Origin of the sequence: Thermus sp. (assembly GCF_040290245.1) — a bacterium.
In the GTDB taxonomy this organism is placed as follows: domain Bacteria; phylum Deinococcota; class Deinococci; order Deinococcales; family Thermaceae; genus Thermus_A.
Genome location: NZ_PSMQ01000016.1, coordinates 1 through 25,804 on the forward strand (window position 1 = coordinate 1; position 25,804 = coordinate 25,804).

Sequence of the window (25,804 nt, forward strand, 5' to 3'; positions counted from 1 at the left end):
CCGCCCCCAGGTGGAGCTTAAGCGAAAGGATAAGACCGTGGTGGCCACGGTGAGCGGGGAGGAGGGAAGCCTTTTCTACGGGGACTATGGGGACCTGTTCGTGGGCGTCCTCGAGGAGCTTACCCCTGAAGCGGTCCAGGTCTCAAGTCGGCGGTTTTTCCGGGATGCGGCGAGCCGCGTGGAGGGCAGGGTGGGCGACCGGGTGGAGGTGGCCTATAACAAGGACCTCACCCGGGAGGGTCTGCCCTATCTGATGCGCCTGAGGCCCCTCCCTTCAGGTGGGACCGAAAGCGCGGAAAGGGGTGGCCAGTACCTTCGCTTGGTCCTCTTCGATCCCAGGGAGGGGGTTTTGGTCCGCTTCGGCGAGGGGGCGGAGGCCAAGGGGAGCCTTGCGGTGGTGGAGCGGGGAAGCCGGGAGGAGATCTGGCTTTCGGGGGGAGAGGCCCGCTACCTGGAGGCAGAGGGGAGGGTTGAGGTCCTGCCCGCCCCTGGGGAGGTGGTCCTGAGGCAAGGGGAAAGCCAGGCGGTGGGGAAGGGCTTAAGGTACGAAAACGACCGGGGCCTGGCCGAGCTGGAAGGCCCTGTGCGGTTTTCCAGGACGGGAAACCCCCCTTTGGAGGGGGAGGCGGAGGGGCTGGAGTACCGCTTGGACGAGGAGGCGTTGTGGCTTAAAAAGGTCCTCCTCCGCCAAGGCGGAAGGCGGACCAAGGCGGATTTGGCCCTGGTCAAGGATCAGGAGGGGTTGGCCTACCTCTATGGGGGTGTGGAAAGCCAGGACGAGAAGGGGTTCGTCCGGGGGGAGCGGGTGCGATACACCTTGAGGACGGGGGACGTGTTGGTCTTGGAAAAGGTCAGCGGCGAGTTTCGGGAGTAACCCCCGCCATCAGAAGCCCCAACCGCTCCTCTGTGGCTTCTTCCGGGGTGAGCTCTCCTGCGATCCGGCCCTCGTACATCACCAGGATGCGGTCGGAGAGGGAGAGGATCTCGGTGAGGTCGGCGGAGACCAGAAGGACCGCGAGGCCTTCGTCCCGGGCTCGGATCAGTTCCTTGTGGATGGCCTCGATCGCTCCGATGTCCACCCCTCGAGTGGGCTGGGCGGCGATGAGGAGGCGGGGTTTACGCAGGAGCTCCCGTCCTACCACGATCTTCTGGGCGTTCCCCCCGGAGTACCGCCTGGCGACAAGCCCCGTGCTCCTGGGCCGGACATCGAACCGTTCCACCAGCGTTTTGGCATGGCGTTCCACCGCCTCCGGCTGGAGGAAGTCCAATGGACCCCTGAAAGGGGGGCGGTGATGGTCCCCCAGGATTGCGTTTTCCCGGGTGGTGAAGTCCAAAACCAGGCCCCTTTGGTTCCGGTCCTCGGGGATATGGGAGACCCCTTTTTCCCGGACCCCACGGGCCGTAGGGGGAAGGGGCTCGTTTAGGTAGAGGGCCCGGCCCGTGTAGGGCCTAAGCCCGGTTAGGGCCTCCACCAGCTCCGTCTGGCCGTTTCCCTCCACGCCTGCGATGCCCACGATCTCCCCGGAGCGTACGTGGAAGCTCACCCCCTTGAGGCGGGGTAAGGCGGTGAGGTTCTCCACTTTGAGCACCACCTCGCCGGGCCTTGCGGGGGTTTTCCCCACCTGCAAAACCACCTCCCGGCCCACCATCATCCGGGCGAGTTCCTCCAGGCTCGTTTCCCGGGTCCGCACCGTCCCCACCACCTTTCCATCCCGGATGACCGTGGTGCGGTCGGAGACCTGGAGGACTTCCTTGAGCTTGTGGCTGATGAAGATGGCCGCGTGGCCCTGGGCCACGTAGGCCCGCAAAAACCGGAAAAGCTCCTCTGCCTCCTGGGGGGTGAGGACGGCGGTGGGTTCGTCCAGGATCAGGATTCGCGCCTTGCGGTAGAGGGCCTTAAGGATCTCCACCCGCTGCTGCAGCCCCACGGGGAGGTTTTCCACCTTTTCGTCTAAAGGCGCGTGAAAGCCGAGCGCCTCCATCAAAGCCAAGGCCTCCCGCCGGGCCCGGCTGAGATCCATCCGCAAAGGGCTTCCCGGTTCCAGGCCCAGGATCAGGTTTTCCAAGACGGTGAAGGGCTCCACCAGCATGAAGTGCTGGTGGATCATGCCGATGCCGGCACGGATAGCGTCTTTTGGGCTTTGGGGCCGGTAGGGGTTCCCGTCGACCCACATCCTTCCCTCGTCGGGGGGCTGAAGCCCGTAGACAATCTTCATCAGGGTGGATTTCCCCGCCCCGTTCTCCCCCACCAGGGCCAGAACCTCCCCCCAGAGGAGCTCCAGGTCGATGTGGTCGTTGGCCAAAACCAGGGGGAAGCGCTTGGTGATGCCCTTCAGGACCAGGGCCTTTCCGCTCACGGTAAAAAGTATATCCCCCGGGAAGCCGGGGGATGGACAAAGGCCTATGGGTTATTTTTCAGGCACCTTGATTTTGCCCGCCAGGATCTCCCGCTTGAGAAGCTCGAGCCGGCTCACCACGCTGGCGGGGATCAGGACCTTGTTGTACTCGTCTAGGGCGTAGGCCACCCCGTTGTTGGCCAGGCCGAACTCCCGAACCCCGCCCTTAAAGGTCTTCTGGACCACGCTCTTGATGACCTCGTACACCGCCACATCCACCCGTTTCATCATGGAGGTGAGGCCGTGGTTCAGGGTCTTGGGGTTGTTGTCGGTGTCGCCCAGGTAGTTCTGGTTGGCGTCCACCCCGATGAAGAAGAGGGGGGTGGTTCCGGCGCCGCAGGCCTTGGCGTACTCCGGGTACTTGGGCACCTTGGCGTAGGGGTCGGCCTTGCGGACGAACCGGATGTTCCCGCCCTCCTTGAGGCACTTGGTCTGCTTCACGTAGTCGATGAGGCCAAGGCCCGACCCGCCGGCGGCCGCATAGATGATGTCCGCCCCCTGGCGCACCTGGCTGGCGGCGATCTCCTTGGCCTTGGCAGGGTCGTTCCAGGCGGCGGGGGTGTTCCCCACGTACTGGGCGATGACCTTGCCCTGGATGCCGTCCTCCTTGAAGGCGTACATGGCCCCGGCCCGGTACCCGGCTTCAAACTTGTGGATGAGGGGGATGTCCATCCCGCCGATAAACCCCACCACCCCGGTCCGGCTCATCTTGCCCGCGATGTAGCCCACGAGGAAGCTGCCCTCGTGTTCGCGGAAGACCAGGCCCACAGCGTTTGGAAGCTTGCCCTCCCCGGGGACCGCGTCTACCACCGCGAACTTCACGTCCTTGAACTCCTTGGCGTTGGCGGTGATGGCGGGCTCGTTGGCGAAGCCAACCCCGATGACGAGGTCAAACCCCTCCTCCGCGAACTTGCGGATCCCCTGGCCCACCTGGCTGGGGTCCGCGGGTTCAAAGTCGAAAAGCTGGATCTTGAAATCCTTCACCGCCCGCTGGGCCCCCTCCCAGGCGGACTGGTTGAAGGAACGGTCGGACTTCCCGCCCGCGTCGAAGGCAATGCCCACCCGCACCTGGGCCAGCGCCAGGCCTAGAGCGGCCACGGTTAAAAGCGCCAGAGTCCGTTTCATTCTTCCACCTCCATAAGGCACGTAGGCCAAAGGGCATTATACCGCCTGGGGTAGACTTAAGGCATGACCCGGGAAGAGGCGCGCCGGCGGATCAATGAGCTTCGCGACCTGATCCGCTATCACAACTACCGCTACTACGTTCTGGCCGACCCCGAGATCTCCGATGCGGAGTACGACCGGCTCCTCAAGGAGCTCGTGGAGCTCGAGGAGCGCTTCCCAGAGTTCAAAACCCCCGACTCCCCCACCCTCCAGGTGGGGGCCCGTCCTCTGGAGGCCACCTTCCGTCCTGTCCGTCACCCCACCCGGATGTACTCCCTGGATAACGCGTTCACCTTTGCAGAGCTCCGGGCCTTCGAGGAGCGGATCGAACGGGCCCTGGGCCGTAAGGGGCCCTTCTTTTACACGGTGGAGCACAAGGTGGATGGGCTTTCCATCAGTCTCTACTACGAGGAGGGGGTCTTGGTCTATGGCGCCACCCGGGGGGATGGGGAGGTGGGGGAGGAGGTGACGCAGAACCTCCTCACCATCCCCACCCTCCCCAGGCGGCTTCAGGGGGTTCCGGAGCGCCTCGAGGTCCGGGGGGAGGTCTACCTGCCCATCCAGGCCTTCCTCCGCCTGAACGAGGAGCTGGAGGAGAAGGGGGAGAAGATCTTCAAAAACCCAAGAAACGCCGCCGCAGGCTCCCTCCGCCAGAAAGATCCCCGCGTTACGGCCAAAAGGGGCCTCCGGGCCACCTTTTACGCCCTGGGGCTCGGCCTGGAGGAGTCCGGACTAAAGACCCAGTACGACCTCCTCCTTTGGCTTCAGGAAAAGGGCTTCCCCGTGGAGCACGGCTATGAAAGGGCCTTAGGGGCGGAGGGGGTGGAGGGCGTCTACCGGAAGTTCCTTGAGGCGAGGCGCAAGATCCCCTTTGAGGCCGACGGGGTGGTGGTTAAGCTGGACGACCTCGACTTGTGGCAGGAGCTGGGGTACACCGCCCGGGCTCCCCGGTTCGCCATGGCCTACAAGTTCCCGGCGGAGGAGAAGGAGACCCGGCTTCTTTCCGTGGTCTTCCAGGTGGGCCGGACGGGCCGCATCACCCCGGTGGGGGTCCTGGAGCCCGTCTTGATTGAGGGAAGCGAGGTCTCCCGGGTCACCCTGCACAACGAAAGCTATGTAGAGGAGCTGGATATCCGCATTGGGGACTGGGTTTTGGTCCACAAGGCGGGGGGGGTGATTCCCGAGGTTTTGCGGGTGCTTAAGGAGAGGCGGACTGGGGAGGAAAAGCCCATCCAGTGGCCCAAGGTCTGCCCCGAGTGCGGACACCGTTTGGTCAAGGAGGGAAAGGTCCACCGTTGCCCCAACCCCCTTTGTCCGGCCAAGCGGTTTGAGGCCATCCGGCATTACGCCTCCCGCAAGGCCATGGACATCGAGGGCCTGGGGGAGAAGCTCATTGACCGCTTGATCGCCGAGGGGCTTGTGAAGGATGTGGCCGACCTTTACCACCTCACCAAGGAGGACCTCCTCCCCCTGGAACGGATGGGGGAGAAAAGCGCCACAAAGCTCTTGCAGCAGATTGAAAAGAGCAAGACCCGGGGCCTCGAGCGCCTCCTTTACGCCCTTGGGCTTCCCGGGGTGGGGGAGGTCCTGGCCCGGAACCTGGCCCGCCGCTTCGGAACGATGGACCGTCTCCTGGGTGCCTCCCTGGAGGAGCTTCTGGAGGTGGAGGAGGTGGGGGAGCTCACCGCCCGGGCCATCTGGGAGACCTTAAAAGACCCCGCCTTTTTGGACCTGGTGCGCCGCCTGAAGGAAGCCGGGGTCAGCATGGAGGCCAAGGAGGTTGCTTCCCCGTCAGGGGAACACCGAGAGGCCTCGGACCTCCTTTCGGGCTACACCTTCGTCCTGACTGGGGAGCTTTCCCGGCCCCGCGAGGAGGTCAAGGCCCTCCTTCAGCGCCTAGGGGCTCGGGTGACGGACTCGGTGAGCCGGAAGACGAGCTTCCTGGTGGTGGGGGAAAACCCCGGAAGTAAGCTGGAAAAGGCCCGCACCCTGGGGGTGCCCATCCTTAACGAGGAGGAGTTCTGGCACTTCCTGGAGGAAAAAGGCGCACCGACCCCCATTTAACGTGCGCCTAAGGGCTCTCGGATTCCCTTTGTGTCGCCCGTGAAATGGGGCCGGCACCCGTTCCGAAAACCTTTTCCAAAGCCTCCCTGATTCGGCTCGTAGAAAGCCCCAACTCCCTCAGGGCCTTCTCGTAAAGCTCGGGGGTGAGAAGCCCCCTTAAGGCTTTGAGCTCGCTTCGGGAAAGGTTTGCCCCTTCTAGGACATGCTCTTCGAAGCTTTCCCAGGCTAGGGGGACATGGGCCTTTACGATCTCGGCGATCGCCCGGGCGTATTCTCGGATCTCCCACTGGGCGTGCGGGTCCAGGCGAAGCTTGAGGAAATGGAAGAGGTTGTGCAGGTCCTGCTTCCAGTAAAACTCCGTGTAGAGGGAGAGGGGAAGGACCATCCGGGCCATCTCCCGGGCCACCCCCTTCTCGAGGAGGGCCTGGTAGGTGCGGTAGGCGGTCCCCTGGGCTTCCCTGAGGAGGGAAACGGCCTCTTCGTCCTGGAACCCCCCTTCGGAGCCCTGCTTGTTCTCCTTGGCCTGGCGGCGCCAGGCCTTGGGCTCGTAGAACTCCTCCTTCAAAATGGAGTACCGCCCGGAGATCTCGTTCACGCTCGCGGTCCGGTGGCGGAACCACTGCCGCACCACGAAGAGGGGGGCCTTGACGTGGAACTTGAACTCCACCATCTCAAAGGGGCTGGTGTGCCGGTTTCGCATCAGGTAGTCGATGAGGGCCTTGTCCTCCCGGTAGGTCTTCGTTCCCTCCCCGTAGGAGACCCGGGCGGCCTGAACGATGGCCTGGTCGCCTCCCATCTGGTCTACCAGCCGGACGAAGCCCTTGTCCAAGACGGGAATCTCCACGGGGCGATTTTACACCGCCCCCTCCAGGGGGTAGGATAAGGGGGCGTAGTTGGAGTGCGCCATGGAGATTCCCACCTATCCTTTACCCGATGAGCGGGGCCGGTTTGGCCCTTACGGGGGCCGGTATGTGCCGGAGACCCTTATCCCCGCCCTCGAGGAGGTCCAAGAGGCCTACCTCGAGGCCAAACAGGACCCGGTTTTTCTGAAGGAGCTCGAGCACTACCTGAAGAGCTTTGCCGGCCGCCCTACCCCGCTTTACTTCGCCGCAAACCTCTCCCGCCACCTGGGGGGGCCTAAGGTCTACCTTAAGCGGGAGGACCTCCTCCACACCGGGGCCCACAAGATCAACAACACCCTGGGCCAGGCCCTTCTGGCCAAGCGGATGGGCAAAAGGCGGGTCATCGCCGAGACGGGGGCGGGCCAGCATGGGGTGAGTGTGGCTACCGTGGCCGCCCGGTTTGGCCTGGAGTGCGTGGTCTACATGGGGGAGGAGGACGTCCGGCGGCAGGCCCTGAACGTCTTCCGGATGAAGCTTCTGGGGGCCGAGGTCCGGCCCGTCCACTCGGGAAGCCGCACCCTCAAGGACGCCACCAACGAGGCCATCCGGGACTGGATCACCCACGTCCGCACCAGCTTCTACATCCTGGGATCGGTGGTGGGCCCCCATCCCTATCCCATGATGGTCCGGGACTTCCAGAGCGTCATCGGCCTCGAGGTGAAAGCCCAGATCCTAGAGCTGGAGGGCCGCCTGCCCGATCTCCTCATCGCCAGCGTGGGGGGCGGGTCCAACGCCATCGGGCTGTTTGCGCCGTTCGCCTACCTTAAGGAAAGGCCTCGCCTTGTCGGCGTGGAGGCGGCGGGAGAGGGGCTTTCCACCGGGCGGCACGCGGCGAGCATCGGGGCGGGGAAGAGGGGGGTTTTGCACGGGAGCTACATGTACCTCCTCTACGACCACGACGGCCAGATCACCCCTGCCCATTCCGTCTCCGCTGGACTGGACTACCCCGGGGTGGGGCCGGAGCACAGCTATTTTGCGGACGCCGGCATCGCCGAGTACGCGAGCGTCACGGACGAAGAGGCCTTAGAGGCCTTCAGGCTCCTCGCCCGCCTCGAGGGCATCATCCCCGCCTTGGAGTCCGCCCACGCGGTGGCCCATCTTCTTAAAATCGCCCCAGAGCTTGAAAAAGATCAGATCGTCGTCCTCAACCTCTCGGGGCGGGGGGATAAGGATGTGACCGAGGTCATGCGGCTTCTGGGAGGGGAGTTCTGATGGATACCCAGGAAGCTTTTTTGAAGGCCAAAGCCGAGGGAAGGCCTGCTCTTATCCCCTACCTCACCGCGGGTTTTCCCAGCCGGGAAGGGTTTTTGGAGGCGGCGCGGGCGGTTCTGCCCTGGGCCGACCTTCTGGAGATCGGCCTGCCCTACTCTGACCCCCTGGGGGATGGGCCTGTGATCCAGAGGGCCAGCGAGGTGGCCCTCAGGAAGGGCATGAGCGTCCAGGGGACCTTGGAGCTTGTCCGGGAGGTCCGTGCCCTCACGGACAAGCCCCTTTACCTCATGACCTACCTGAACCCCATTCTGGCCTGGGGACCGGAGCGGTTTTTTGGTCTTTTCAAGGACGCGGGCCTCGAGGGGCTCATCCTTCCTGACCTCCCCCCCGATGAGGACCTGGAGCTGGTCCGGAAAGCTCAGGAGATCGGCCTTAAGACGGTCTTTCTCCTTGCCCCCACCTCTACGGAAAAGCGGATCGAGACCGTGGTCCGGTACGCCACGGGGTTCGTTTACGCGGTCTCCGTAACGGGGGTTACGGGGATGCGGGACCAGCTGCCCGAGGAGGTGGGGGAGATGGTCCTTCGGATCAAGGCCAAAACCCCGCTGCCCGTGGTGGTTGGCTTTGGCGTCTCCAGCCGGGACACCGCCCGCCAGGCGGCCGTGGCCGACGGGGTGGTGGTGGGCAGTGCCCTGATTAAGGCCCTCGAGGAGGGAAAGCCCCTGGAGGCCCTTCTGGAAGAGGTTCTAAAGGGCCTTAAGGAGGCCTCTTTCGCCTGAGGGGCTAGGCCAGAGGGAGCTCGAGGGGCTCTTTCTCGCTGAGGAGGGCTTCCACATCTGGATAGCGGAGAATGCGGTAAAGGGGGTCGCGCTCCGCGGGGATAAACCCCGCGTCCACGATGTGGCGGACGATCTGCCGCACGGTGGCGTGGGTGCGGCCATGCCCGCCCGCCGCAGAGACCACGTTCTCCTCCAGCATGGTGCTTCCAAAGTCGTTGGCCCCGTAGTAAAGGGCGGCCTGGGCCACCTTGAACCCCAGGGTGGGCCAGGAGGCCTGGTGGTTGGGCAGGTTGTCTAGGGCCAGCCGGGCGATGGCCAGTTGTCTCAGGTACTCGTGGGCGGTGGCCCCGGGCGCCTTCCCCCTTAGGCGGGTGTTCTCCACCTGCAAGGTCCAAAGGGCGAAGCCGGAAAAGCCGTTTTTGTGCACGTGAATTCCCCGGTCCTGCTGCTCACGGATCCGGAGAAGATGGGCCACCCGTTCCCTAGGCCCCTCTCCAAAGCCGATGACCATGGTGGCCAGAGTGTAAAGGCCTAAGGCCTGGGCCGCGTCCATGATGCGGAGCCAGTCTTTGGTAAGGATGCGGGCGGGGGCGGCCTTTTTCCGGACCTCGTCCACGAGGATCTCTCCCCCCGCCCCCGGTAGCCCGTCTAGCCCCGCCTCCTTCATCCGTTCCAAAATGGCCTCGGCCTTCAGCCCCGTAAGCTTCTCCAGGCCCAGGATCTCCTCAGGGCTAAAGGCGTCGATGCGCACCTCAGGGTAGTGGGCCTTGAGGTAGCGAAGGAGCTCCAGGTACCAGTCCAGGGGAAGGTCTGGGTTGACCCCGCCTTGCATCAGGATCCGCCGCCCCCCTACCGCCATCAGCTCCTCCACCTTTTTCCCGATCTCTTCAAAGGAAAGCGTGTAGGCATCCTTCTGGCGTTTGGTCCGGTAGAAGGCACAAAAGCTGCAGGCCACGGTGCAGACGTTGGTGTAGTTGATGTTGCGGTCGATGAGGTAGGTGACCACCTGGGGGTCGGATTTCTGCAGGCGCACCGCGTGGGCCGCGGCCGCCACCTCCGGCAAGGGGAGGTCGTAAAGGGCAAGGAGGTCTTTCTCCGGAAGCCGCTCCCCCGAGAGCGCACGCTCCAGGACGTCCATGCCCCTCATCCTACACCCTCCGCCCCCCTAAAATGGGGGCATGGAACTCAAGCTTATCCCTATAGAGAAGCCGGAGAACCTGAACGTCATCCTGGGCCAGGCCCATTTCATCAAGACCGTAGAGGACCTGCACGAGGCGTTGGTGACCGCGGTTCCAGGTATCCGTTTCGGCCTCGCCTTCTCTGAGGCGAGCGGCAAGCGCCTCATCCGCCGCTCGGGAACGGACGAGGCGCTTACGGAGCTTGCGGTGAAAAACCTCCTGAACCTTGCCGCCGGGCACACCTTTCTCATCGTGCTGGGAGAGGGGTTCTACCCAATCAACGTGCTTCACGCGGTGAAGGCCTGTCCGGAGGTGGTTCGCATCTTCGCGGCCACCGCCAACCCCTTGAAGGTGGTGGTGGCCGAGGAGGGCGAGCAGCGGGCCGTTCTTGGGGTGATGGACGGCTTCAAACCGCTTGGGGTGGAGGACGAGGCCGAGGTGGCCTGGCGGAAGGAGCTCCTCCGCCGTTTTGGGTATAAACTTTAGCCATGGTGGACGTGGGCGAACGCGCACCGGACTTCGCCCTTCCTGACCAGGAGGGGCGCGTACACCGGCTTTCGGAGTATAAGGGGCGGTGGGTGGTCCTCTACTTCTACCCCAAGGACGATACCCCGGGCTGCACCAAGGAGGCCTGTAGCTTCCGGGATGAGAAGGGGCGGCTCGAGGCCCTGGGGGCGGTGGTCCTAGGGGTTTCCGCGGACGAGGTGGAAAGCCACCGGGCGTTTGCTGGAAAGTACCACCTGAACTTCCCCCTTCTTGCAGACCCCAAGAAGGAGGCCATCTTGGCCTATGGGGCCTGGGGGAAGAAGAACCTCTACGGGAGGGAGTACGAGGGGGTTCTCCGCCAAACCTTCCTGATCGACCCCGAGGGGCGCATTGCCAAAGTCTGGCGCAAAGTGAACCCCGAGGGGCATGCGGAGGAGGTGGCGAAGGCCTTGGAGGCAGTCCGTGGAAAGGGGGCTTGAGCAGTACAAGAAGGAGGCCGCCCACGCGGCGGCGAGCCTGGTGGAAAGCGGGATGGTGGTGGGGCTGGGGACGGGTTCCACCGCCCGGTATGTGCTCCTGGAGATCGCCCGGAGGCTTAGGGAGGGGGAGGTCCGGCAGGTTCGGGGCGTCCCCACCTCTGAGGCCACCGCGGAGCTGGCCCGGAAGGAGGGCATCCCTCTTTTAGACCTTCCCCCGGAGGGGGTGGACCTGGCGATCGACGGGGCGGATGAGATCGCCCCGGACCTTTCCCTCATCAAGGGGTTAGGGGGGGCGCTTCTAAGGGAGAAGATCGTGGAGAGCACGGCCCGGGAGTTCATCGTGGTGGCGGACCACACCAAGAAGGTGCCGGTCTTGGGCCGGGGGGTGGTGCCCGTGGAGATCGTGGCCTTCGGCCACCGGGCCACCTTGCGCGCCATCGCTTCCTTGGGGGGAGAGGCGGAGCTTCGCATGGATGGGGATGAGCTCTTCTTCACGGACAACGGCCATCTGATTGCGGACGTTCGCTTTGGCCCCATTGGCGATCCCTTGAGCCTCCACCGGGCGCTTCTCGAGATCCCCGGGGTGGTGGAGACGGGGCTTTTCGTAGGCCTGGCCAGCCGGGCCTTTGTGGCGGGGCCCTTTGGCCTAGAGGAACTCACCCCTTGAGGATGGTATACTTTTTCCATGGTCACGCCGGAAGGGCGTGCCTTGAAGGGAATGGGGCTGGCCTAGGGCGGGGAGACCCTTCCCGCCCGGGGCCTTCTGCCCCGGGTTTTTTGGAGGACGGCCGTGGAGAAAGTGTTTTACGTGACCACCCCCATTTACTACGTCAACGCCGAGCCCCACCTGGGCCACGCCTACACCACGGTGGTGGCGGACTTTCTCGCCCGTTGGCACCGGTTGGATGGCTACCGGACCTTCTTCCTCACCGGAACGGATGAGCATGGGGAGACGGTCTACCGGGCCGCCGTGGCGGCCCAGGAGGACCCTAAGGCCTTTGTGGACCGGATCTCTGAGCGGTTCAGGACCGCTTGGCGGCTTTTGAACATCTCCTACGACGATTTCATCCGCACCACGGAGGAGCGGCATAAACGGGTGGTCCAGCAGGTCTTAAAGGCCGTCTACGACCGGGGGGACATCTACTACGGGGAGTACGAGGGGCTTTACTGTGTGGCCTGTGAGCGGTTTTACACGGAAAAGGAGCTTGTGGAGGGGAACTGCCCCATCCATGGCCGGCCGGTGGAGAGGAGGCGGGAAGGGAACTATTTTTTCCGAATGGAGAAATACCGGGAGTGGCTCCTCGAGCACCTGCGGGACCACCCCGACCTGATCCGGCCCGAGGGGTACCGGAACGAGGTCCTGTCCATGCTTTCCGAACCCATCGGGGACCTTTCCATTTCCCGTCCGGTTTCCCGCGTCCCATGGGGAATTCCTCTACCCTGGGATGCCGGGCACGTGGTCTACGTCTGGTTTGACGCCCTCTTAAACTACGTTTCCGCCCTCGGGTACCCGGATGGGGATCCATACCGCGTCTTCTGGCCCCACGCCTGGCACCTCATCGGCAAGGATATCCTGAAGCCCCATGCGGTCTTCTGGCCCACCATGCTGAAGGCCGCGGGCATGCCCATGTACCGGCACCTGAACGTGGGAGGGTTTTTGCTGGGGCCGGACGGCCGGAAGATGAGCAAGACCTTGGGGAATGTGGTGGACCCCTTTACGCTTGCCAAGAGGTACGGCCGGGATGCGGTCCGCTACTACCTTCTCAGGGAGGTTCCCTATGGCCAGGACACCTCGGTGAGCGAGGAGGCCTTGAGGGAGCGGTACACTGCGGATCTTGCCAACGACCTGGGGAACCTGGTCCAGAGGCTTAGGGCCATGCTTTTCCGCTACGCAGATGGACGCGTTCCTGAAACAGCGGATGGGGACGGCCTCGAGGTGGGCACCGCTTTGGCCTCGCGCCTTCGCCCCTTGGTGCGGGAGCTCAAGTTCCACGTGGCCCTGGAGGAGGTCCTCCAGTACGTGCGGAGCCTGAACCGCTACATTAATGAGAAAAAGCCCTGGGAGCTTGAGAGGCAGGACCCCGAGGAGGCCCGCCGGGTCCTTTACCGGGTGGTGGAGGGGGTGCGGATCGCCAGCATCCTCCTCGAGCCCGCCATGCCGGAAAAGGCGGTGGAGATGCGAAAGGCCCTAGGCCTTAAGGAGGCCTACACCCTAGCCGAGGCGGAGGCCTGGGGCCTGGCCAAGCCCGCTTCTTTACCGGAGGAGGCCCCCCTCCTCTTCCCTAAGGAGGCCCGGGGGGAGGGGGTAAAACCCCCTAGGTCCACCCAGTCCAGCCCTATAGAGCTCGAGGACTTCCAGAAGATTGAGCTCCGGGTGGCTTTGGTCAAGGAGGCCCGCCGTCACCCCAACGCCGACCGTCTCCTCGTCCTGACGTTGGACCTGGGAGGTGAGGAGCGGACGGTGGTCTCGGGGATCGCCAACTGGTACACTCCAGAGGAGCTTCTGGGCAAGAAGGTGGTCCTGGTGGCCAACCTCAGGCCCGCCAAGCTCCGAGGCATCGAGAGCCAGGGGATGATCCTGGCGGCGAGCGAGGGGGAGGCCCTGGCCTTGGTCACGGTGGAGGGGGATATTCCCCCGGGAGCGGTGGTCAAGTAGGGCCCATGCGCCCAAAGGAAACCGTGGGCCGGGAAGACCCCGGCCCACGTCGGTTTTGGGGCTAGCGCAGCTCCTCCAGAGCCCGCTTCAAGATGGCATCGGTTTCGAGGTCCAAGACGGCCTGGCCCCGCTCCTCAGGCAAGGGACGGCTTTTTTGGGGTTCGGCGTAGGTGAACTTGCCCTCCTGGTCCGCTTTGACCCGGACCGTCCTCCCGTTCACCGTGACCGTGACCTCTGCCCCTGCGGGCACCCCGGCCCCCTGGAAGGAGAAGGGCGTGGAGAAGCGGGTGTCCTTGACCTCGAGGTCTGGCCTTAGGCCCTCCTTGTTGATGGCCCGTTTCCTGGGGGTGAGCCACTCAAAGGTCACCAGGGTGAGCTCCCCGCCGTTGGCCAGGGTATAGGGGGTCTGGCCTACTCCCTTGCCAAAGGTCTTCTCTCCGATAACCTTGGCCCGGCCGTAGTCCTGGAGGGCCCCGGCCACGATCTCGCTGGCGCTGGCGGTGTTTCCGTTCACCAAGACCACCATGGGACCGGTCCAAAGGGGCCGGCCCGAGGCCTCGCAGTAGACCCGGGTAAGGGTCCGGGTGCGGGTGTAGACGATGGGGCCCTCCTTTAAGAAGTCGCTGGCCACCGCACAGCCTTGGTCCAAAAGGCCACCTCCGTTATCCCGGAGGTCCAGGATGAGCTTCTTCGCACCCTTTTGCTTCAGATCCTGGATGGCTTGGCGGAGCTGGTCCTCCACTTTGAAGTTGGCAAAGGTCTCGAGGCCCACATACCCCACCTCCCCGATCATCCCCTGGGTCACGGAGATGATCTCCACCTTTTCCCGGACCAGCTCGAACTTCAAAGGCGCGGGCACTCCTTCCCGCTTGATGGTCAAGGTGACCTTTGTGCCCTCCCGGCCCCGGATTCTGGCCACGATCTCCGCAAGGGGAAGCTGGGTGACGTCCTGGCCGTCCACCTCCAGAATGACATCCCCCGCCTTGATCCCCGCCCGCTGGGCAGGGAGGCCCTTCATGACCCCTTCCACCTTGGCACCCGTCCCGTCCGGGTTGACCGGGGCCAAAGTGGCTCCAATGCCAAAGAACTCCCCTCTCAGGTCCTCTTGGCGGAGGCTGGCCCTTTGGGGTGGGGAGTAGGTGGTGAAAGGATCCTTGAGCGCCCCCACCATTCCCCCGATGGCCCCTTCCAACACCTTGTTCAACTCCTCCCGGGAGAGGGGCTGGAGGTAGTCCTGCTGGATCCGTTGGAAGACCTCTAGCACCGCCTGGCCGTTGGGGTTTTGGAGAAACGCCTCCGCCTGGGGTCTGGAAAGTTGGGCGTAGACGAGAGCCAAAAGGAGCCCTGTCGCCAAGAAGAACCATGCGCGTTTTTTCATCTTCTCCCTCACCTCCTTACACTATAGGCCCTTATGATGAGAGGGAGGGTAGGGATGATTGCTTTCCACCGCGTGAGCCTCGAGTACCCGAGGACCAAGACCAAGGCCCTTTATAACGTGAACTTGGAGATCAAAAAGGGGGAGTTCGTCTACCTCCTAGGGCACTCGGGCGCGGGAAAGTCCACCCTGCTGGCCCTTGTCCTGAGGCGGCTTGTGGCCACCGAGGGGGCGGTTTACTTCCAGGGGCAGAACCTCAAGGCCCTTCGGGGGGACCAGGTGGCGCTTCACCGACGCAAAATCGGCATGGTCTTCCAGGATCACCGCCTCCTTTTGGACCTCACGGTGGAGGAGAACCTGGCCTTCGTTCTCCAGGTGCAGGGGGTGCCCAAACAGGAGTGGGGGGTGCGGATCGCCCAGGCCCTCCGCCGGGTGGGTCTTTCCCATAAGAAGCGGGCCTTCCCTGAGGAGCTCTCCGTAGGGGAGGCCCAGCGGGTGGCCTTGGCCCGGGCCTTCCTCACCGACCCCCCTGTGATCCTGGCCGACGAACCCACGGGGAACCTCGATCTGGACAACGCCCTCATGGTGCTGGAAATCCTGAAGATGGCCCACGCCCGGGGGGCGACGGTGGTGGTGGCCACCCACGCCCGCGAGCTTCCCGAAGCCTACCCCGCCCGCACGGTGGTCCTAAAGGCGGGCCAGGTGGTGCGGGATGAACGGCCCGGCGGGAATGGTAGCATAGGGGCAAAGGAGGGCGTATGAACATCTACCAGCTTAGCGGTCGCAACCTGGAAATCACCGAGGCCCTCAGGAACTACGTGGAAAAGAAGATGGCCCGTCTGGACCGGTACTTTGACGGGGAGATGGAGGCTAAGGTGGTCCTTTCCCTGGCGGGAAGCCCCCATGTGGAGAAAAAGGCCAGGGCCGAGGCCCAGGTCAACCTCCCGGGGGGGATGGTCCGGGTGGAGGAGGAGGACAAGGACCTGTATGAGGCGATCGACCGGATGGTGGACCGCCTGGAGACCCAGATCAAGCGGTACAAGGAGCGCCGCTTCATCGGCCGCCGCCACACCACCCTGGGTCCCCAGGCTCCGGAGGCTCTGCCCAAGGAGCCCGAAGAGGAGGGGCCTCGGATCGTCCGGGTCAAGCGGTTTGAGATGAAGCCCATGACCCCAGAGGACGCCGTCTTCCAGATGGAGGCCCTGGGGCACAGCTTCTTCGTCTTTCGCAACGCCGAGACGGACGAGATCAATGTGGTCTACCGCCGCAAGGACGGGAATTACGGCCTGATCGCCCCGGCCTGAGCGTACTTTTTAGTAGTAAGCGGAGGGATCGACGAACCGGGTGGTGCCTTCCAGGAGAAGGGCCACCCGGAATTCCATCTCCTCCGGCCGCATTAGAAGCCCGCCCCCGGTGTACCCGATGAGCTGCCCCTTGGTCACCCTTTCTCCCTCCCGTACCAGGGGTTCTTGCAGGTTGGTGTACACGGTGGATAGGGTCTCCGTATGGGCGATCATGACGGTGTACCCAAGGTTGGGCACGTAGAGGATGCCGGCCACGTACCCCTCCGCCGCCGCCTGGACGGGGCTCCCCGGGGCAGGCCCTGCCAGGATCTGGAAGGGCCCCTCTACCCCATAAGCCGCCACGATCTTTCCACCGGGGATGGGGAAAGCCAGCCGGCCCACCGCCTTAGGGAGGGGGGGTGGGGGGATGTAGACCGTGGGAGGGCTGCTCCTCTGGGCAGCCCTTTCCGCTCTTTTCCGCCTTTCCTCTTCCGCTCTTCTTTGCTCTTCTTCCAATCTCCTACGTTCGGCTACGACCTTGGCCTGGAGGGCTGCGATCTGACCCTCCAGCGCCCTTCGCTGGTTCAGGCTTTCCCGAAGGAGGGCCTTTTGCCCTTCCTCCTTTTTTTTGAGCTCAGTGAGGCGGCTCTTTAGGGCCTGCCGTTTTTCGCTTAAGGCGGTCTGCGCCAAGGCCCTGGCCTGCTCCTGCTGGGCTAGGTCCTGCAAGAGCAGGTTCAGCCGGGCCTTTTCCCGCTGAAGGGCCTCGAGGGTGGCCTGAAGCTCCTGCAGCGTGTCCTGCTGCCGTCGGGTCAGCCGGCCGATGAGCCGGGCCCGGATCGCCAGGTCCGAGAAGCTTTCCGCCCGCAAAAGGGGGAGGTAACGTGCGGCCTTTTCCCGGTACAGGTTTTGGATCAGGGCCTTTAGACGGGTTTTCAAGGCCTGGAGGTCCTTTTCCAGGCGGGCGATGTTCTTTTCGGTTTTTTGGATCTCCCCCTGGAGGGTGCGGATCCGCTCCTGAAGGTCTGCCCTTTCCTTTTCCAGCCGCTGGATCTCCCGCTCCAGACCCTGAATCCCTTGGAGGAGGGCCTGGGTGGCCTGGCCCAGGTTGGCCAAGGTTCGGTTTAACTCCTGGATGCGGGCCTCGGTCTTCCTTTGGGCCTCCTGAGCTTTTCTGAGCTCCTCCTGTAGGGTGGGTAGGGTCTGGGCGAGCCCGCTCAAAAACCCCAGAAGAAGGATCCAGCCCATTCCCTTTAGGAAGCGATTCAGGAGGTCCATCATCTCCTCGCGTGGGCCCGGCTTGCGAAAAAGGCCCCCCCACCCCCCAGGAAAAGCGCCAGCAGGAGAACCCCGAGGGAGAGCCGGAGGACGTCCTTTTGGCCCAGGATGGGAAGGAAGGGGAGAAGCCCCTGGAGGCCTTCGGCCAGGAACCTGTAGGAGACTCCGGAAAGGAGGGTGGCGAGAAGGGCAGCGCCCGAGGTGAGGAGGACCCCCTCCCAGACAAAGGGGGCCTGGATGAAAAGCCGCCTTGCCCCCACCAACAGCATGATGGCGATGGCTTCCTTCCGGCTTTCCACCGAAAGCCGGATGGTCCCCATCACGCTGAATAGGGTGTTGAGAAGGAGAAGGGCCCCTAGGCTCCCCATCCCCAGCTGGAAGCCCGCCAGGACCCGGAGGAGCCTTTCGGTGAGCTCGCCCCCGTACTCCACCTCCTCCACCCCGGGGAGGGTCTTAAGCCTCTGGGCCACCGCCCGGACCGCCTGGGGCTGGTTCAGTCTCAGGCGGAGGGTGTCCGGAAGGGGGTTCTCCACCAACTCCTTGGCCTGGGCCAGGTAGGGGTAGTCCAGGATGAGGCCGGCCAGGGCCTCCTCCTTGGTGACCAGGCGGACGCTTAGCACCTCGGGCCAGGTCTGAATCTCGGCCAGGAGGGTTTCTGTCTCGGCGTTGTCCTTTAAGAACGCGGCCACCTCGAGGCCCCTTTCCAGGCTTTCCACCACCCGGTCCAGGTTCCAAAGCAGAAGGCCCATAAGGTGGAGGAGGGAAAAGGATAAGAGGGCGGTGAAAAAGGTGGCCAGGCTGGCCGTGGGGTGCCGGGAAAGCTGTTTTAGAGCCTGCGCCAGGGCGTACACGCTCCCATCCTAAGGCAGTATGCTTTAAGCGGTATGAAGAAGACCCCTCTGTACGAGGCCCACCTCCGCCTTGGGGCGAAGATGGTGGAGTTCGCGGGCTACGCCCTCCCCCTCTACTACACCTCCATCAAGGAGGAGCACCTGGCGGTGCGGAGGGCCGCTGGGGTGTTTGATGTGAGCCACATGGGGGAGTTCTGGATCCGGAGTGCTGCTTCCCCGTCAGGGGAAGACAGGGCTGCTTCCCCGTCAGGGGAACACGGGGAGGAGGCCTGTGCCTTCCTCCAGTACGCCACGCTGAACGACGTGGCCCGCCTCAAGGTGGGCCGGGCCCAGTACTCCATGCTCCTGAACGCGCGCGGAGGGGTGGTGGACGACATCTACCTCTACCGCACGGGGGAGGCGGAGTACCTGATGGTGGTGAACGCCGCGAACCAGGCTAAGGACTGGGCCCACTTGACCCGTCTCAGGGAAGGCTTCCAGGTGGAGATGGAAGACGCCTCGGAAAGGACCGCCCTTTTAGCCCTCCAAGGGCCCAAGGCGGCGGAGGTCCTCCAGGGGTTGGTGGAGGAGGACCTCTCCCGATGGAAGAGGAACGACACCTTCCTCACCCGGGTGGCGGGAAAAAGGGCCCGGCTCGCCCGCACCGGCTACACCGGGGAGGACGGGTTTGAGATCTTTTTAGCCAACGAGGATGCAGAGCCCGTCTTCCAGGCCCTTTTAGACCAAGGGGCCCTCCCTGCGGGCCTGGGGGCGCGGGACTCCCTCCGCCTCGAGGCGGGCTTCCCCCTCTACGGCCATGAACTCACGGACGAGACGAACCCCCTTTGCACCCCCTACGCCTGGGTGGTGAAAAGGGAGAAGGACTTCTTCGGCAAGGAAGCCCTTCTTTCCAAGACCTGTGACCAGGTCCTCGTGGGGCTGGTCCTGGAGGAGGGGGTTCCCCGGGAGGGGTACCCGGTGCTCCAAAGCGAGGGCCGGACGGTGGGCCGGGTGACCTCCGGGGGGTTTTCCCCTCTCCTCGGAAAGGGGATCGCCCTGGCCTACGTGGAGGCCCAGGTAGAGCCTCCCCTTTTTGTGGAGATCCGGGGCCAAAAGAAGCCTGCTTCCCTGGTGAAGCCGCCGTTTGTGCCCTTAAAATAGCTGGGGTTTGGAGGAGAGTATGGACGCACCCAAGGACCGGTTCTACACGAAAACGCACGAATGGGCCCTCCCCGAGGGGGAGGAGGTGGTGGTGGGGATCACGGACTACGCCCAGGAGCAGCTGGGGGACGTGGTCTATGTGGAGCTTCCCCAGATTGGACGGAAGGTGGAGGCTAAGGAGGCGGCAGCGGTGGTGGAAAGCGTGAAGACCGCCTCGGACATCTACGCCCCCGTGGCCGGGGTGATCGTGGCGGTGAACGAGACTCTGGCCTCCACGCCCGAGCTCGTCAACCAGGACCCCTATGGGGCAGGCTGGATCTTCAAGCTGAAGCCCGAGCGGCTTTCCGACCTGGATGCCCTTATGGATGCGGAGGCCTATCTGAAGAGCCTCGAGGAATAGGAGGGCTGGATGTACGCGCCCCATACCCCGGAGGAGATCCGGGAGATGCTGGAGAGGCTGGGGTTTTCCTCCCTCGAGGAGCTCTTCCAGGACCTGCCCAAGGAGGTCCTTCTAAGGGGCCTGGACCTTCCCCCACCCCTGACGGAGGCGGAGGCGTTGGCCCGATTAAAGGCCCTGGCCCGGAAGAACCTGCCCGCGGACAAGGCCTTTTTGGGGGGAGGAATCCGGCCCCACCACACCCCCCCGGTGGTCTCGGCCCTGGCCAGCCGGGGGGAGTTCCTCACCGCGTATACCCCTTACCAGCCCGAGATGAGCCAAGGAGTCTTGCAGGCCATCTTCGAGTACCAGACCATGATGGCCGAGCTCACCGGCCTCGAGGTCTCCAACGCCTCCATGTACGACGGCTCCACCGCCTTGGCCGAGGGGGTGCTTTTGGCCCTCCGGGAGACGGGCCGGATGCGGGTCCTGGTCTCCCAGGGGGTCCATCCCGAGTACCGGGAGGTGCTGAAGGCGTATCTGGATGCCGTCGGGGCGGAGGTGGCGGAGATCCCCCTAAAGGGGGACCGGACCCCGGTCGTGGAGGTGCAGGGGGGGGTGGGTGCGGTGGTGGTCCAGACCCCCAACTTCCTGGGAGCCCTGGAGACCCCGGACCCGCTCGTGGAGGAGACCCACCGGAAAGGGGCCCTCTTTGTGGCGGTGGTGGACCCCCTGTCTTTGAGCGTCCTCCGTCCTCCGGGGGAGTACGGGGCGGATATCGCCGTAGGCGATGGACAGACCCTGGGCCAGGCCATGGGCTTTGGCGGGCCCCACTTCGGGTTTTTGGTCGTGAAAAAGGCCTTGGTCCGCCAGCTTCCTGGCCGGCTGGTCTCCGAAACCGTGGACGTGGAAGGGCGGCGGGGCTTCATCCTTACCCTCCAGGCCCGGGAGCAGTTCATCCGTCGGGCTAAGGCGAAAAGCAACGTCACCACCAACGCCCAGCTCACCGCTTTGATGGGGGCGATCTACCTGGCGGGGCTTGGGCCCGAGGGGCTTAAGGAGGTGGCCCTCCTCTCTGCGGCCCGGGCCCGGCGGCTTTACGAGCTCCTCCTCGAGCTGCCCGGGGTTCGGCCCTTCACCCGTCCACCTTTCTTTACAGAGTTTGCCCTTCGGCTGCCCCGGCCTCAGGAGGCGGTGCGCCGGGCGCTGGCCGAACGGGGTTTCCACGCCGCGGCCCCCGTGCCCTTGGACCCCCACCTGGCCCTTTTCGCCGCCACCGAGGTCCACACAGAGGAGGATCTGATGCGGCTGAGGGAGGCCTTAAGGGAGGTTTTGGCATGAGCTTTCCCCTGATCTTTGAACGAAGCCGGCCCAACCGGCGGGGCCTGAGGCCTGCCAAAGGGCCGCTTCCCGATGCGAAGGCGCTTTTCGGCGCGGAGCACCTCAGGAGAAGACCGCCCCGCCTGCCCGAGGTGGATGAGCTTTCCCTGGTCCGGCACTACACCCTTCTCTCCCACCGCCAGGCGGGGGTGGACACCACCTTTTACCCCTTGGGGAGCTGCACGATGAAGTACAACCCCAAGGCCCACGAGGAGGCGGCGCGGCTTTTCGCCGACCTCCACCCCTACCAGGACCCCGCCACAGCCCAAGGGGCCTTAGAGCTCATGTGGGAGCTCCAGACCTACCTGGCCGAGATCACCGGGATGGACGCGGTCACCCTGCAGCCCGCGGCGGGGGCCCACGGGGAGCTTACGGGCATCCTGATCATCCGGGCCTACCACAAGGACCGGGGGGAGGAGAAGGCGCGCCGGGTGGTTTTGGTGCCCGATTCCGCCCATGGCTCCAACCCCGCCACCGCCTCCATGGCCGGCTACGAGGTGCGGGAGGTGGCCTCCGGGCCGGACGGGGAGGTGGACCTCGAGGCGTTGAAGCGGGAGCTTGGGCCCCACGTGGCGGCCATTATGCTCACCAACCCCAACACCCTGGGTCTTTTTGAGCGGAGGATCCTGGAGATCAGCCGCCTGGCCCACGAGGCCGGGGCCCAGCTCTACTACGACGGGGCCAATTTGAATGCGATTATGGGCTGGGCCCGGCCGGGGGACATGGGGTTTGACGTGGTCCACCTCAACCTGCACAAGACCTTCACCGTCCCCCACGGGGGTGGGGGGCCGGGGAGCGGACCCGTGGGGGTGAAGCGGCACCTCGAGCCCTACCTGCCCGTGCCCACGGTGAAGAGGGTAGGGGAGGTGTACGCCCTGGACTTTGACCGGCCCAAGTCCATCGGACGGGTGCGGAGCTTTTACGGAAACTTCCTGGCCCTGGTGCGGGCCTGGATGTACATCCGCATGCTGGGCGCGGAAGGACTTAGAACGAGCGCGGCTTTGGCCGTTTTGAACGCCAACTACCTCCGCCTCCTCCTCAAGGACAAGGGGTACCGCATCCCCTATGACCGCCTTTCCATGCATGAGTTTGTGGCCCAGCCCCCCGAGGGGATGAGGGCTTTAGAGATGGCCAAGGGGCTGATCGAGCTGGGCTTCCACCCGCCCACGGTCTACTTCCCCCTCATCGTCAAGGAAGCCCTGATGATCGAGCCCACGGAGACGGAGGCCAAGGAGACGTTGGAAGCCTTCGCCGAGGCCCTGGGGGCCCTTTTGCAAAAGCCCAAGGACTGGCTGGAGAACGCCCCCTACTCCACCCCGGTCCGCCGGCTGGACGAGGTCCGGGCCAACCGGAAGCCCAAGCTTACCTACTTCGACGAGGGCTAGGCGCAGGCCGAGCACCGGCCGTACAGGGTGACCTCGTGCCCCTCGGCCAGGAAACCGGGGGGAACCAGGGCCTCCACACCCTGGGGGCAGCCTTGGAGCTCGTAGACTTTGCCGCAGACCCGGCAGAGGAAATGGTGGTGGTGGGCCTCGCCCGAACGTTCGTACCGAGGCGTCCCCCCGGGGAGCTCCACCGGGACGAGGAAGCCCTCCTCCAGAAGACCCTTTAAGGTGCGGTACACCGTGGCCAGCCCCAGACCGGGAACCCGCGCCCGGGCCAGCTCCAAGACCTCCTGGGGGGAGAGGGGTCTTTGGGTCTCGAGGAAGACGGACCGGATGGCCTGGCGCTGCTTCGTCCTTCGCTCCACGCTCCTAGGATACCAAACTGAGAAGATTTTTTCATCTTTCTGGGATAGACTCGGCCCATGGCGCGGGCGATTTGGATGGTTCTCCTCCTTTTGGGCGGCTTGAGCAGCCCCCTCGGGGCCCTGGCCCAGGGGTATGAGGTGGGCCGGATTCTGAGCCTAGAAGGGGGCAAGGCTCGGGTGGCCCTGAACAACGGGGCGGTCGAGGCGGAGCTTCCCCAAGGCGGGCTCAGGTTCCAAGTGGGCGAGCGGGTGGTGGTGTTTTCCGAGGGGGGGCGGCACTACGTGACCGAGCCCGACCGCATTCCCTGGCTGGTGGGCCTGTTTTTCCTGTTCATCCTCTTTGCCGTTGCCCTCGGCCGGGGACAGGGGCTCAGGGGAGTGTTGGGGACCCTCCTCGGCTTTTTGGTCCTGGTCTACTTGGTCGTCCCGAGGATCGCCGCTGGGGGGAGCCCTCTGGGGTACGCCCTTTTCGGAAGCCTGGGGGTCCTTCTCCTTTCCATCTACTTCGTTCACGGGGTGAACCGAAAGACCACCGCCGCCCTCTTGGGGACGCTGCTTTCTGTTTTTTTCACCCTTCTTCTGGCCCGCCTTATCGCCCAGGCCCTGGGCTTCACGGGCCTGGCCAGCGAGGAGGCCCTTCTCCTACGGCAACGGGGCGGGGTGGACCTGCTTTCCCTTTGGCTTGCGGGGGTGGTGGTGGGGACACTGGGAGCCCTCACGGATGTGACCGTGACCCAGGCTTCTGTGGTCCAGGCCTTAGCCCACGCCCATCCAGGCTTCGGCCTGTGGGAGCTTTACCGGCGGGCCATGCGGGTGGGGTATGACCATATCGGCAGCCTGGTCAACACCCTGGTCTTCGCCTACGCCTCGGGGAGCCTGCCCCTTTTCCTCCTCCTCACCCAGGACCCCACCCCGGTCCGCTTTCTGGTGAACACCGAGCCCTTTGCCGCCGAGGTGGTGAGCATGCTCCTTGGCTCCTTGGGGCTTCTTCTGGCCGTGCCTTTGACCACCTTCTTGGCCTCGAGCTTCTTCCAAGGGGGTTCTTCCCCAGGGGGCGAGGGCCACCCTTTTCACCTTCACTGAAGGTAGGATGGGAAGGATGCAGGTCTTCCGACTGAAGGGCGATTTCCGAAGCCTGGACCCAGTCCTTCCCCTCCTTTTTGACCATGGGGCCCGGGGCCTCGAGGAGAGGGAAGGCGAGGTCTGGGCCTACTTTCCCGAGCGGGTGGGGCTTCCTTTGGAAGGGGAGTGGCTCAGCCTACCCGACGAGGACTGGCTTTCCGCCTGGAAGCGGGACCTAAGCCCCGTGGAAGCGGGGCCCTTCTTGGTCCTGGCCCCTTGGCACAAGCCGAGGCCCGGCCTCATCCCCATCTTCATCGAGCCGGGCATGGCCTTTGGGACGGGCCACCACGAGACGACCCGGTTGGCCCTTCGCGCCCTCGGCCGGTGCGTTCGAAAGGGGATGCGGGTTTTGGACCTGGGCACGGGCAGCGGGATCTTGGCCATCGCCGCGGCCAAGCTCGGGGCCAGGGCTTTAGGGGTGGATATCGATCCCGCGGTCCTCCCTTTGGCCCGGGAGAACGCCAGGCGGAATGGGGTAGAGGTGGAGTTTCTGGAGGGGAGTCTCGAGGCTTCCGAGGCCAGGGCCCCTTTTGACCTCATCGTGGCCAACCTCTTCGCCGAGCTCCACCAGGCCCTCCTGCCGGGCTACAGGGCCCAGCTCGCCCCTGGGGGGGGCCTCCTCCTCACCGGCATCCTGCATTCCAAAGGGGCGGGCGTGGAGGAGGCCCTTAGGGGGGCGGGGTTTTCCTTCCAGGCCGAGAAAGAGGGGGAGTGGGTGCTCTATGCGGCCGCACCGGGCGTATAGCCCCGGCCTCACGGGGACGCTTCCGCCCCGGGAGGCCCGGCACCTTGTGGAAGTGCTAAGGGCCCGGGTGGGGGACCAGTTCACCGTTTTTGACGGGTCGCGGGAGGCCCTGGCCGAGGTGGTGGAGATAGGTCCGGGGTTTTTGCGCTACCGCATCCTAGAAGAACGCGTTCCCGAACGGGAGGTGGGGGTGGAGGTGGCCCTTTACCCCGCCCTTTTAAAGGGGGACAAGATGGCGGATCTGGTCCGCATGGCCACCGAGCTTGGGGCCACCCGCATCCAGCCCTTGATCGCCCTGCACAGCGTGGCCAAGGAGATGGGGGAGGCCAAGCTGGAAAGGCTTAAGCGGGTGGCGGTGGAGGCGGCCAAACAGTCGGGAAGGCTCAGGGTCCCCGAGATCCTCCCCCCCATTCCCCTAAAGGCCCTGCCCCAGGTGGAGCAGGGGCTTCTCGCCCACCCGGGGGCGGGGGCCTTGGTGCGGGAGGTGCTGGACCTAGGCCGGCCCTTGGCCTTGGCGGTGGGCCCCGAGGGCGGGTTTAGCGAGGAGGAGGTGGAGCTTCTGGTCCAAAAGGGCTTTACCCCCGTCTCCTTAGGGCGGCGCACCCTCCGCTCCGAGACGGCCGCCTTGGCCCTCCTGGCCCTGGTGACCGCAGGGGAGGGGCGGTGAGGGGAATTTTTCTCCTCCTCCTTGTCCTTGCTGGGTGCCGGTATACCTTTTTACCCCTGGACCCGGGCCGGCCGGTCCAGACCCCCCGGGTCTGGGTGGTGGGGAAGGCCCTTCCGGACAGGGCGGTTTTGGAGGTGATCCGCCTCGAGCGCCCGGGGTATCTGGGGATCCGGATCTACCGGGAGGAGACCCTGGTTCGGGAAAGGGCGGTTTTCCTCGAGGGCCCAAAGGTGCTGGAGGTGGACTGGCCGGAGGAGGGGTATACCCGGTTGGTGGTTCTCTTTGAAGGGGAGGTCCTCCTCCAGCTGGACCGGGGTGCCCCTACCCTACCCAATCCCGAGGAGCCAAAGGACCAAAGGCAGGGTTAAGTGGTGGCCACCGCGCTCCGGGCGGCCCGGGCCGCATCCCCCCCGAACGCTTGGCTCATCAAAAGGCATTGACCGCCGTGGGCATGGCCGAAACCCAACAGGGCCCCCACCCCATGGGCCAAGAGGGGGGTGAGGAGAAGGCGAAGGGTGCTCACG

At 64.7% G+C, this 25,804-nt stretch carries 26 protein-coding genes; 18 read left to right on the forward strand and 8 right to left on the reverse strand.

What is annotated here, in order from left to right; translation table 11 throughout:
* A partial coding sequence (locus C4301_RS03745; protein ID WP_352413765.1) for a hypothetical protein occupies positions 1-874 on the forward strand: 874 nt, incomplete at its 5' end.
* Here the strand turns inward: C4301_RS03745 and C4301_RS03750 are convergent.
* Entirely contained in the window at positions 852-2,357 is a 1,506-nt protein-coding gene (locus tag C4301_RS03750; protein ID WP_352413766.1) for an ABC transporter ATP-binding protein, read from the reverse strand. The two genes, C4301_RS03745 and C4301_RS03750, sit on opposite strands and share 23 nt — an antisense overlap.
* Before the next feature lie 51 nt (positions 2,358-2,408).
* Positions 2,409-3,521: a BMP family lipoprotein gene (locus C4301_RS03755; protein ID WP_352413767.1), complete on the reverse strand. Its 1,113-nt coding sequence runs from the start codon at positions 3,519-3,521 to the stop codon at positions 2,409-2,411.
* Positions 3,522-3,584: 63 nt separating this feature from the next.
* Between C4301_RS03755 and ligA the strand changes: the two genes are divergently transcribed.
* A complete protein-coding gene (ligA, locus tag C4301_RS03760) occupies positions 3,585-5,624 on the forward strand; it encodes an NAD-dependent DNA ligase LigA (protein WP_352413768.1) in 2,040 nt (679 codons plus the stop codon).
* 7 nt (positions 5,625-5,631) lie between these two features.
* Here ligA and thyX read toward each other — a convergent pair whose 3' ends face one another.
* Positions 5,632-6,468, reverse strand: a complete 837-nt coding sequence (thyX, locus tag C4301_RS03765; protein ID WP_352413769.1) for an FAD-dependent thymidylate synthase — start codon at positions 6,466-6,468, stop codon at positions 5,632-5,634.
* Positions 6,469-6,529: 61 nt separating this feature from the next.
* Between thyX and trpB the strand changes: the two genes are divergently transcribed.
* Both trpB and trpA read left to right on the forward strand, forming a co-directional pair.
* Complete coding sequence (trpB, locus tag C4301_RS03770) at positions 6,530-7,738, forward strand: tryptophan synthase subunit beta (protein WP_352413797.1); 1,209 nt, start codon at positions 6,530-6,532, stop codon at positions 7,736-7,738.
* Entirely contained in the window at positions 7,738-8,517 is a 780-nt protein-coding gene (trpA, locus tag C4301_RS03775) for a tryptophan synthase subunit alpha (protein ID WP_352413770.1), read from the forward strand. The genes trpB and trpA overlap by 1 nt, the downstream gene beginning before the upstream one ends.
* A 4-nt stretch (positions 8,518-8,521) precedes the next feature.
* Here the strand turns inward: trpA and mqnC are convergent, their stop codons facing one another.
* Positions 8,522-9,664, reverse strand: coding sequence for a cyclic dehypoxanthinyl futalosine synthase (gene mqnC, locus C4301_RS03780; protein WP_352413771.1), 1,143 nt, complete (start codon positions 9,662-9,664; stop codon positions 8,522-8,524).
* Between the two features lie 31 nt (positions 9,665-9,695).
* Here mqnC and C4301_RS03785 point away from each other — a divergent pair, with 31 nt between their 5' ends.
* The 4 genes from C4301_RS03785 (at position 9,696) to metG (ending at position 13,316) form a co-directional block, all read left to right on the forward strand.
* The gene (locus C4301_RS03785) at positions 9,696-10,181 is read left to right on the forward strand and encodes an adenosine diphosphatase (RefSeq protein WP_352413772.1); all 486 of its coding nucleotides are present in this window, start codon (positions 9,696-9,698) and stop codon (positions 10,179-10,181) included.
* Between the two features lie 2 nt (positions 10,182-10,183).
* Positions 10,184-10,660, forward strand: a complete 477-nt coding sequence (gene bcp, locus C4301_RS03790; RefSeq protein WP_352413773.1) for a thioredoxin-dependent thiol peroxidase — start codon at positions 10,184-10,186, stop codon at positions 10,658-10,660.
* Positions 10,644-11,327 carry a ribose-5-phosphate isomerase RpiA gene (gene rpiA / locus C4301_RS03795; protein WP_352413774.1) on the forward strand — a complete coding sequence of 228 codons (684 nt, stop codon included), beginning with the start codon at positions 10,644-10,646 and terminating at the stop codon, positions 11,325-11,327. The genes bcp and rpiA overlap by 17 nt, the downstream gene beginning before the upstream one ends.
* A gap of 123 nt (positions 11,328-11,450) precedes the next feature.
* Positions 11,451-13,316 carry a methionine--tRNA ligase gene (gene metG / locus C4301_RS03800; protein WP_352413775.1) on the forward strand — a complete coding sequence of 622 codons (1,866 nt, stop codon included), beginning with the start codon at positions 11,451-11,453 and terminating at the stop codon, positions 13,314-13,316.
* Between the two features lie 61 nt (positions 13,317-13,377).
* Here the strand turns inward: metG and C4301_RS03805 are convergent, their stop codons facing one another.
* Entirely contained in the window at positions 13,378-14,694 is a 1,317-nt protein-coding gene (locus C4301_RS03805; RefSeq protein WP_352413776.1) for a S41 family peptidase, read from the reverse strand.
* A gap of 54 nt (positions 14,695-14,748) precedes the next feature.
* Here C4301_RS03805 and C4301_RS03810 point away from each other — a divergent pair, with 54 nt between their 5' ends.
* Complete coding sequence (locus tag C4301_RS03810; RefSeq protein WP_352413777.1) at positions 14,749-15,453, forward strand: cell division ATP-binding protein FtsE; 705 nt, start codon at positions 14,749-14,751, stop codon at positions 15,451-15,453.
* Positions 15,450-15,995 carry a ribosome hibernation-promoting factor, HPF/YfiA family gene (gene hpf / locus C4301_RS03815; protein ID WP_352413778.1) on the forward strand — a complete coding sequence of 182 codons (546 nt, stop codon included), beginning with the start codon at positions 15,450-15,452 and terminating at the stop codon, positions 15,993-15,995. Before C4301_RS03810 ends, hpf begins: the two co-directional genes overlap by 4 nt.
* Positions 15,996-16,004: 9 nt before the next feature.
* Here the strand turns inward: hpf and C4301_RS03820 are convergent, their stop codons facing one another.
* On the reverse strand, positions 16,005-17,249 hold the full coding sequence (locus tag C4301_RS03820) for a murein hydrolase activator EnvC family protein (RefSeq protein ID WP_352413779.1): 1,245 nt from the start codon (positions 17,247-17,249) through the stop codon (positions 16,005-16,007).
* Positions 17,249-18,100: a cell division protein FtsX gene (locus C4301_RS03825; RefSeq protein WP_352413780.1), complete on the reverse strand. Its 852-nt coding sequence runs from the start codon at positions 18,098-18,100 to the stop codon at positions 17,249-17,251. Before C4301_RS03825 ends, C4301_RS03820 begins: the two co-directional genes overlap by 1 nt.
* 33 nt (positions 18,101-18,133) lie before the next feature.
* Here C4301_RS03825 and gcvT point away from each other — a divergent pair, with 33 nt between their 5' ends.
* Genes gcvT through gcvPB form a run of 4 tightly spaced genes read left to right on the forward strand, consistent with a single transcriptional unit; the run spans position 18,134 to position 22,381 of the window.
* On the forward strand, positions 18,134-19,240 hold the full coding sequence (gene gcvT / locus C4301_RS03830) for a glycine cleavage system aminomethyltransferase GcvT (RefSeq protein WP_352413781.1): 1,107 nt from the start codon (positions 18,134-18,136) through the stop codon (positions 19,238-19,240).
* Positions 19,241-19,259: 19 nt separating this feature from the next.
* A complete protein-coding gene (gene gcvH / locus C4301_RS03835; RefSeq protein WP_352413782.1) occupies positions 19,260-19,640 on the forward strand; it encodes a glycine cleavage system protein GcvH in 381 nt (126 codons plus the stop codon).
* Between the two features lie 9 nt (positions 19,641-19,649).
* Entirely contained in the window at positions 19,650-20,957 is a 1,308-nt protein-coding gene (gene gcvPA, locus C4301_RS03840) for an aminomethyl-transferring glycine dehydrogenase subunit GcvPA (RefSeq protein ID WP_352413783.1), read from the forward strand.
* The gene (gene gcvPB / locus C4301_RS03845; RefSeq protein WP_352413784.1) at positions 20,954-22,381 is read left to right on the forward strand and encodes an aminomethyl-transferring glycine dehydrogenase subunit GcvPB; all 1,428 of its coding nucleotides are present in this window, start codon (positions 20,954-20,956) and stop codon (positions 22,379-22,381) included. The genes gcvPA and gcvPB overlap by 4 nt, the downstream gene beginning before the upstream one ends.
* On the opposite strand, the gene C4301_RS03850 is transcribed toward gcvPB, so the two are convergent.
* On the reverse strand, positions 22,378-22,746 hold the full coding sequence (locus C4301_RS03850) for a Fur family transcriptional regulator (RefSeq protein WP_352413785.1): 369 nt from the start codon (positions 22,744-22,746) through the stop codon (positions 22,378-22,380). The genes gcvPB and C4301_RS03850 overlap by 4 nt on opposite strands.
* A gap of 57 nt (positions 22,747-22,803) precedes the next feature.
* Between C4301_RS03850 and C4301_RS03855 the strand changes: the two genes are divergently transcribed.
* The 4 genes from C4301_RS03855 to C4301_RS03870 are packed head-to-tail and all read left to right on the forward strand — an operon-like array spanning position 22,804 to position 25,648.
* Positions 22,804-23,829, forward strand: coding sequence for a YibE/F family protein (locus C4301_RS03855; protein ID WP_352413786.1), 1,026 nt, complete (start codon positions 22,804-22,806; stop codon positions 23,827-23,829).
* Positions 23,830-23,845: 16 nt separating this feature from the next.
* Positions 23,846-24,613, forward strand: a complete 768-nt coding sequence (locus C4301_RS03860; RefSeq protein WP_352413787.1) for a 50S ribosomal protein L11 methyltransferase — start codon at positions 23,846-23,848, stop codon at positions 24,611-24,613.
* Positions 24,591-25,280 (forward strand): 16S rRNA (uracil(1498)-N(3))-methyltransferase, encoded by a 690-nt coding sequence (locus tag C4301_RS03865; protein WP_352413788.1) that lies wholly within the window; start codon positions 24,591-24,593, stop codon positions 25,278-25,280. The genes C4301_RS03860 and C4301_RS03865 overlap by 23 nt, the downstream gene beginning before the upstream one ends.
* Positions 25,277-25,648, forward strand: coding sequence for a hypothetical protein (locus C4301_RS03870; RefSeq protein ID WP_352413789.1), 372 nt, complete (start codon positions 25,277-25,279; stop codon positions 25,646-25,648). Before C4301_RS03865 ends, C4301_RS03870 begins: the two co-directional genes overlap by 4 nt.
* Positions 25,649-25,804: the final 156 nt, after the last annotated feature.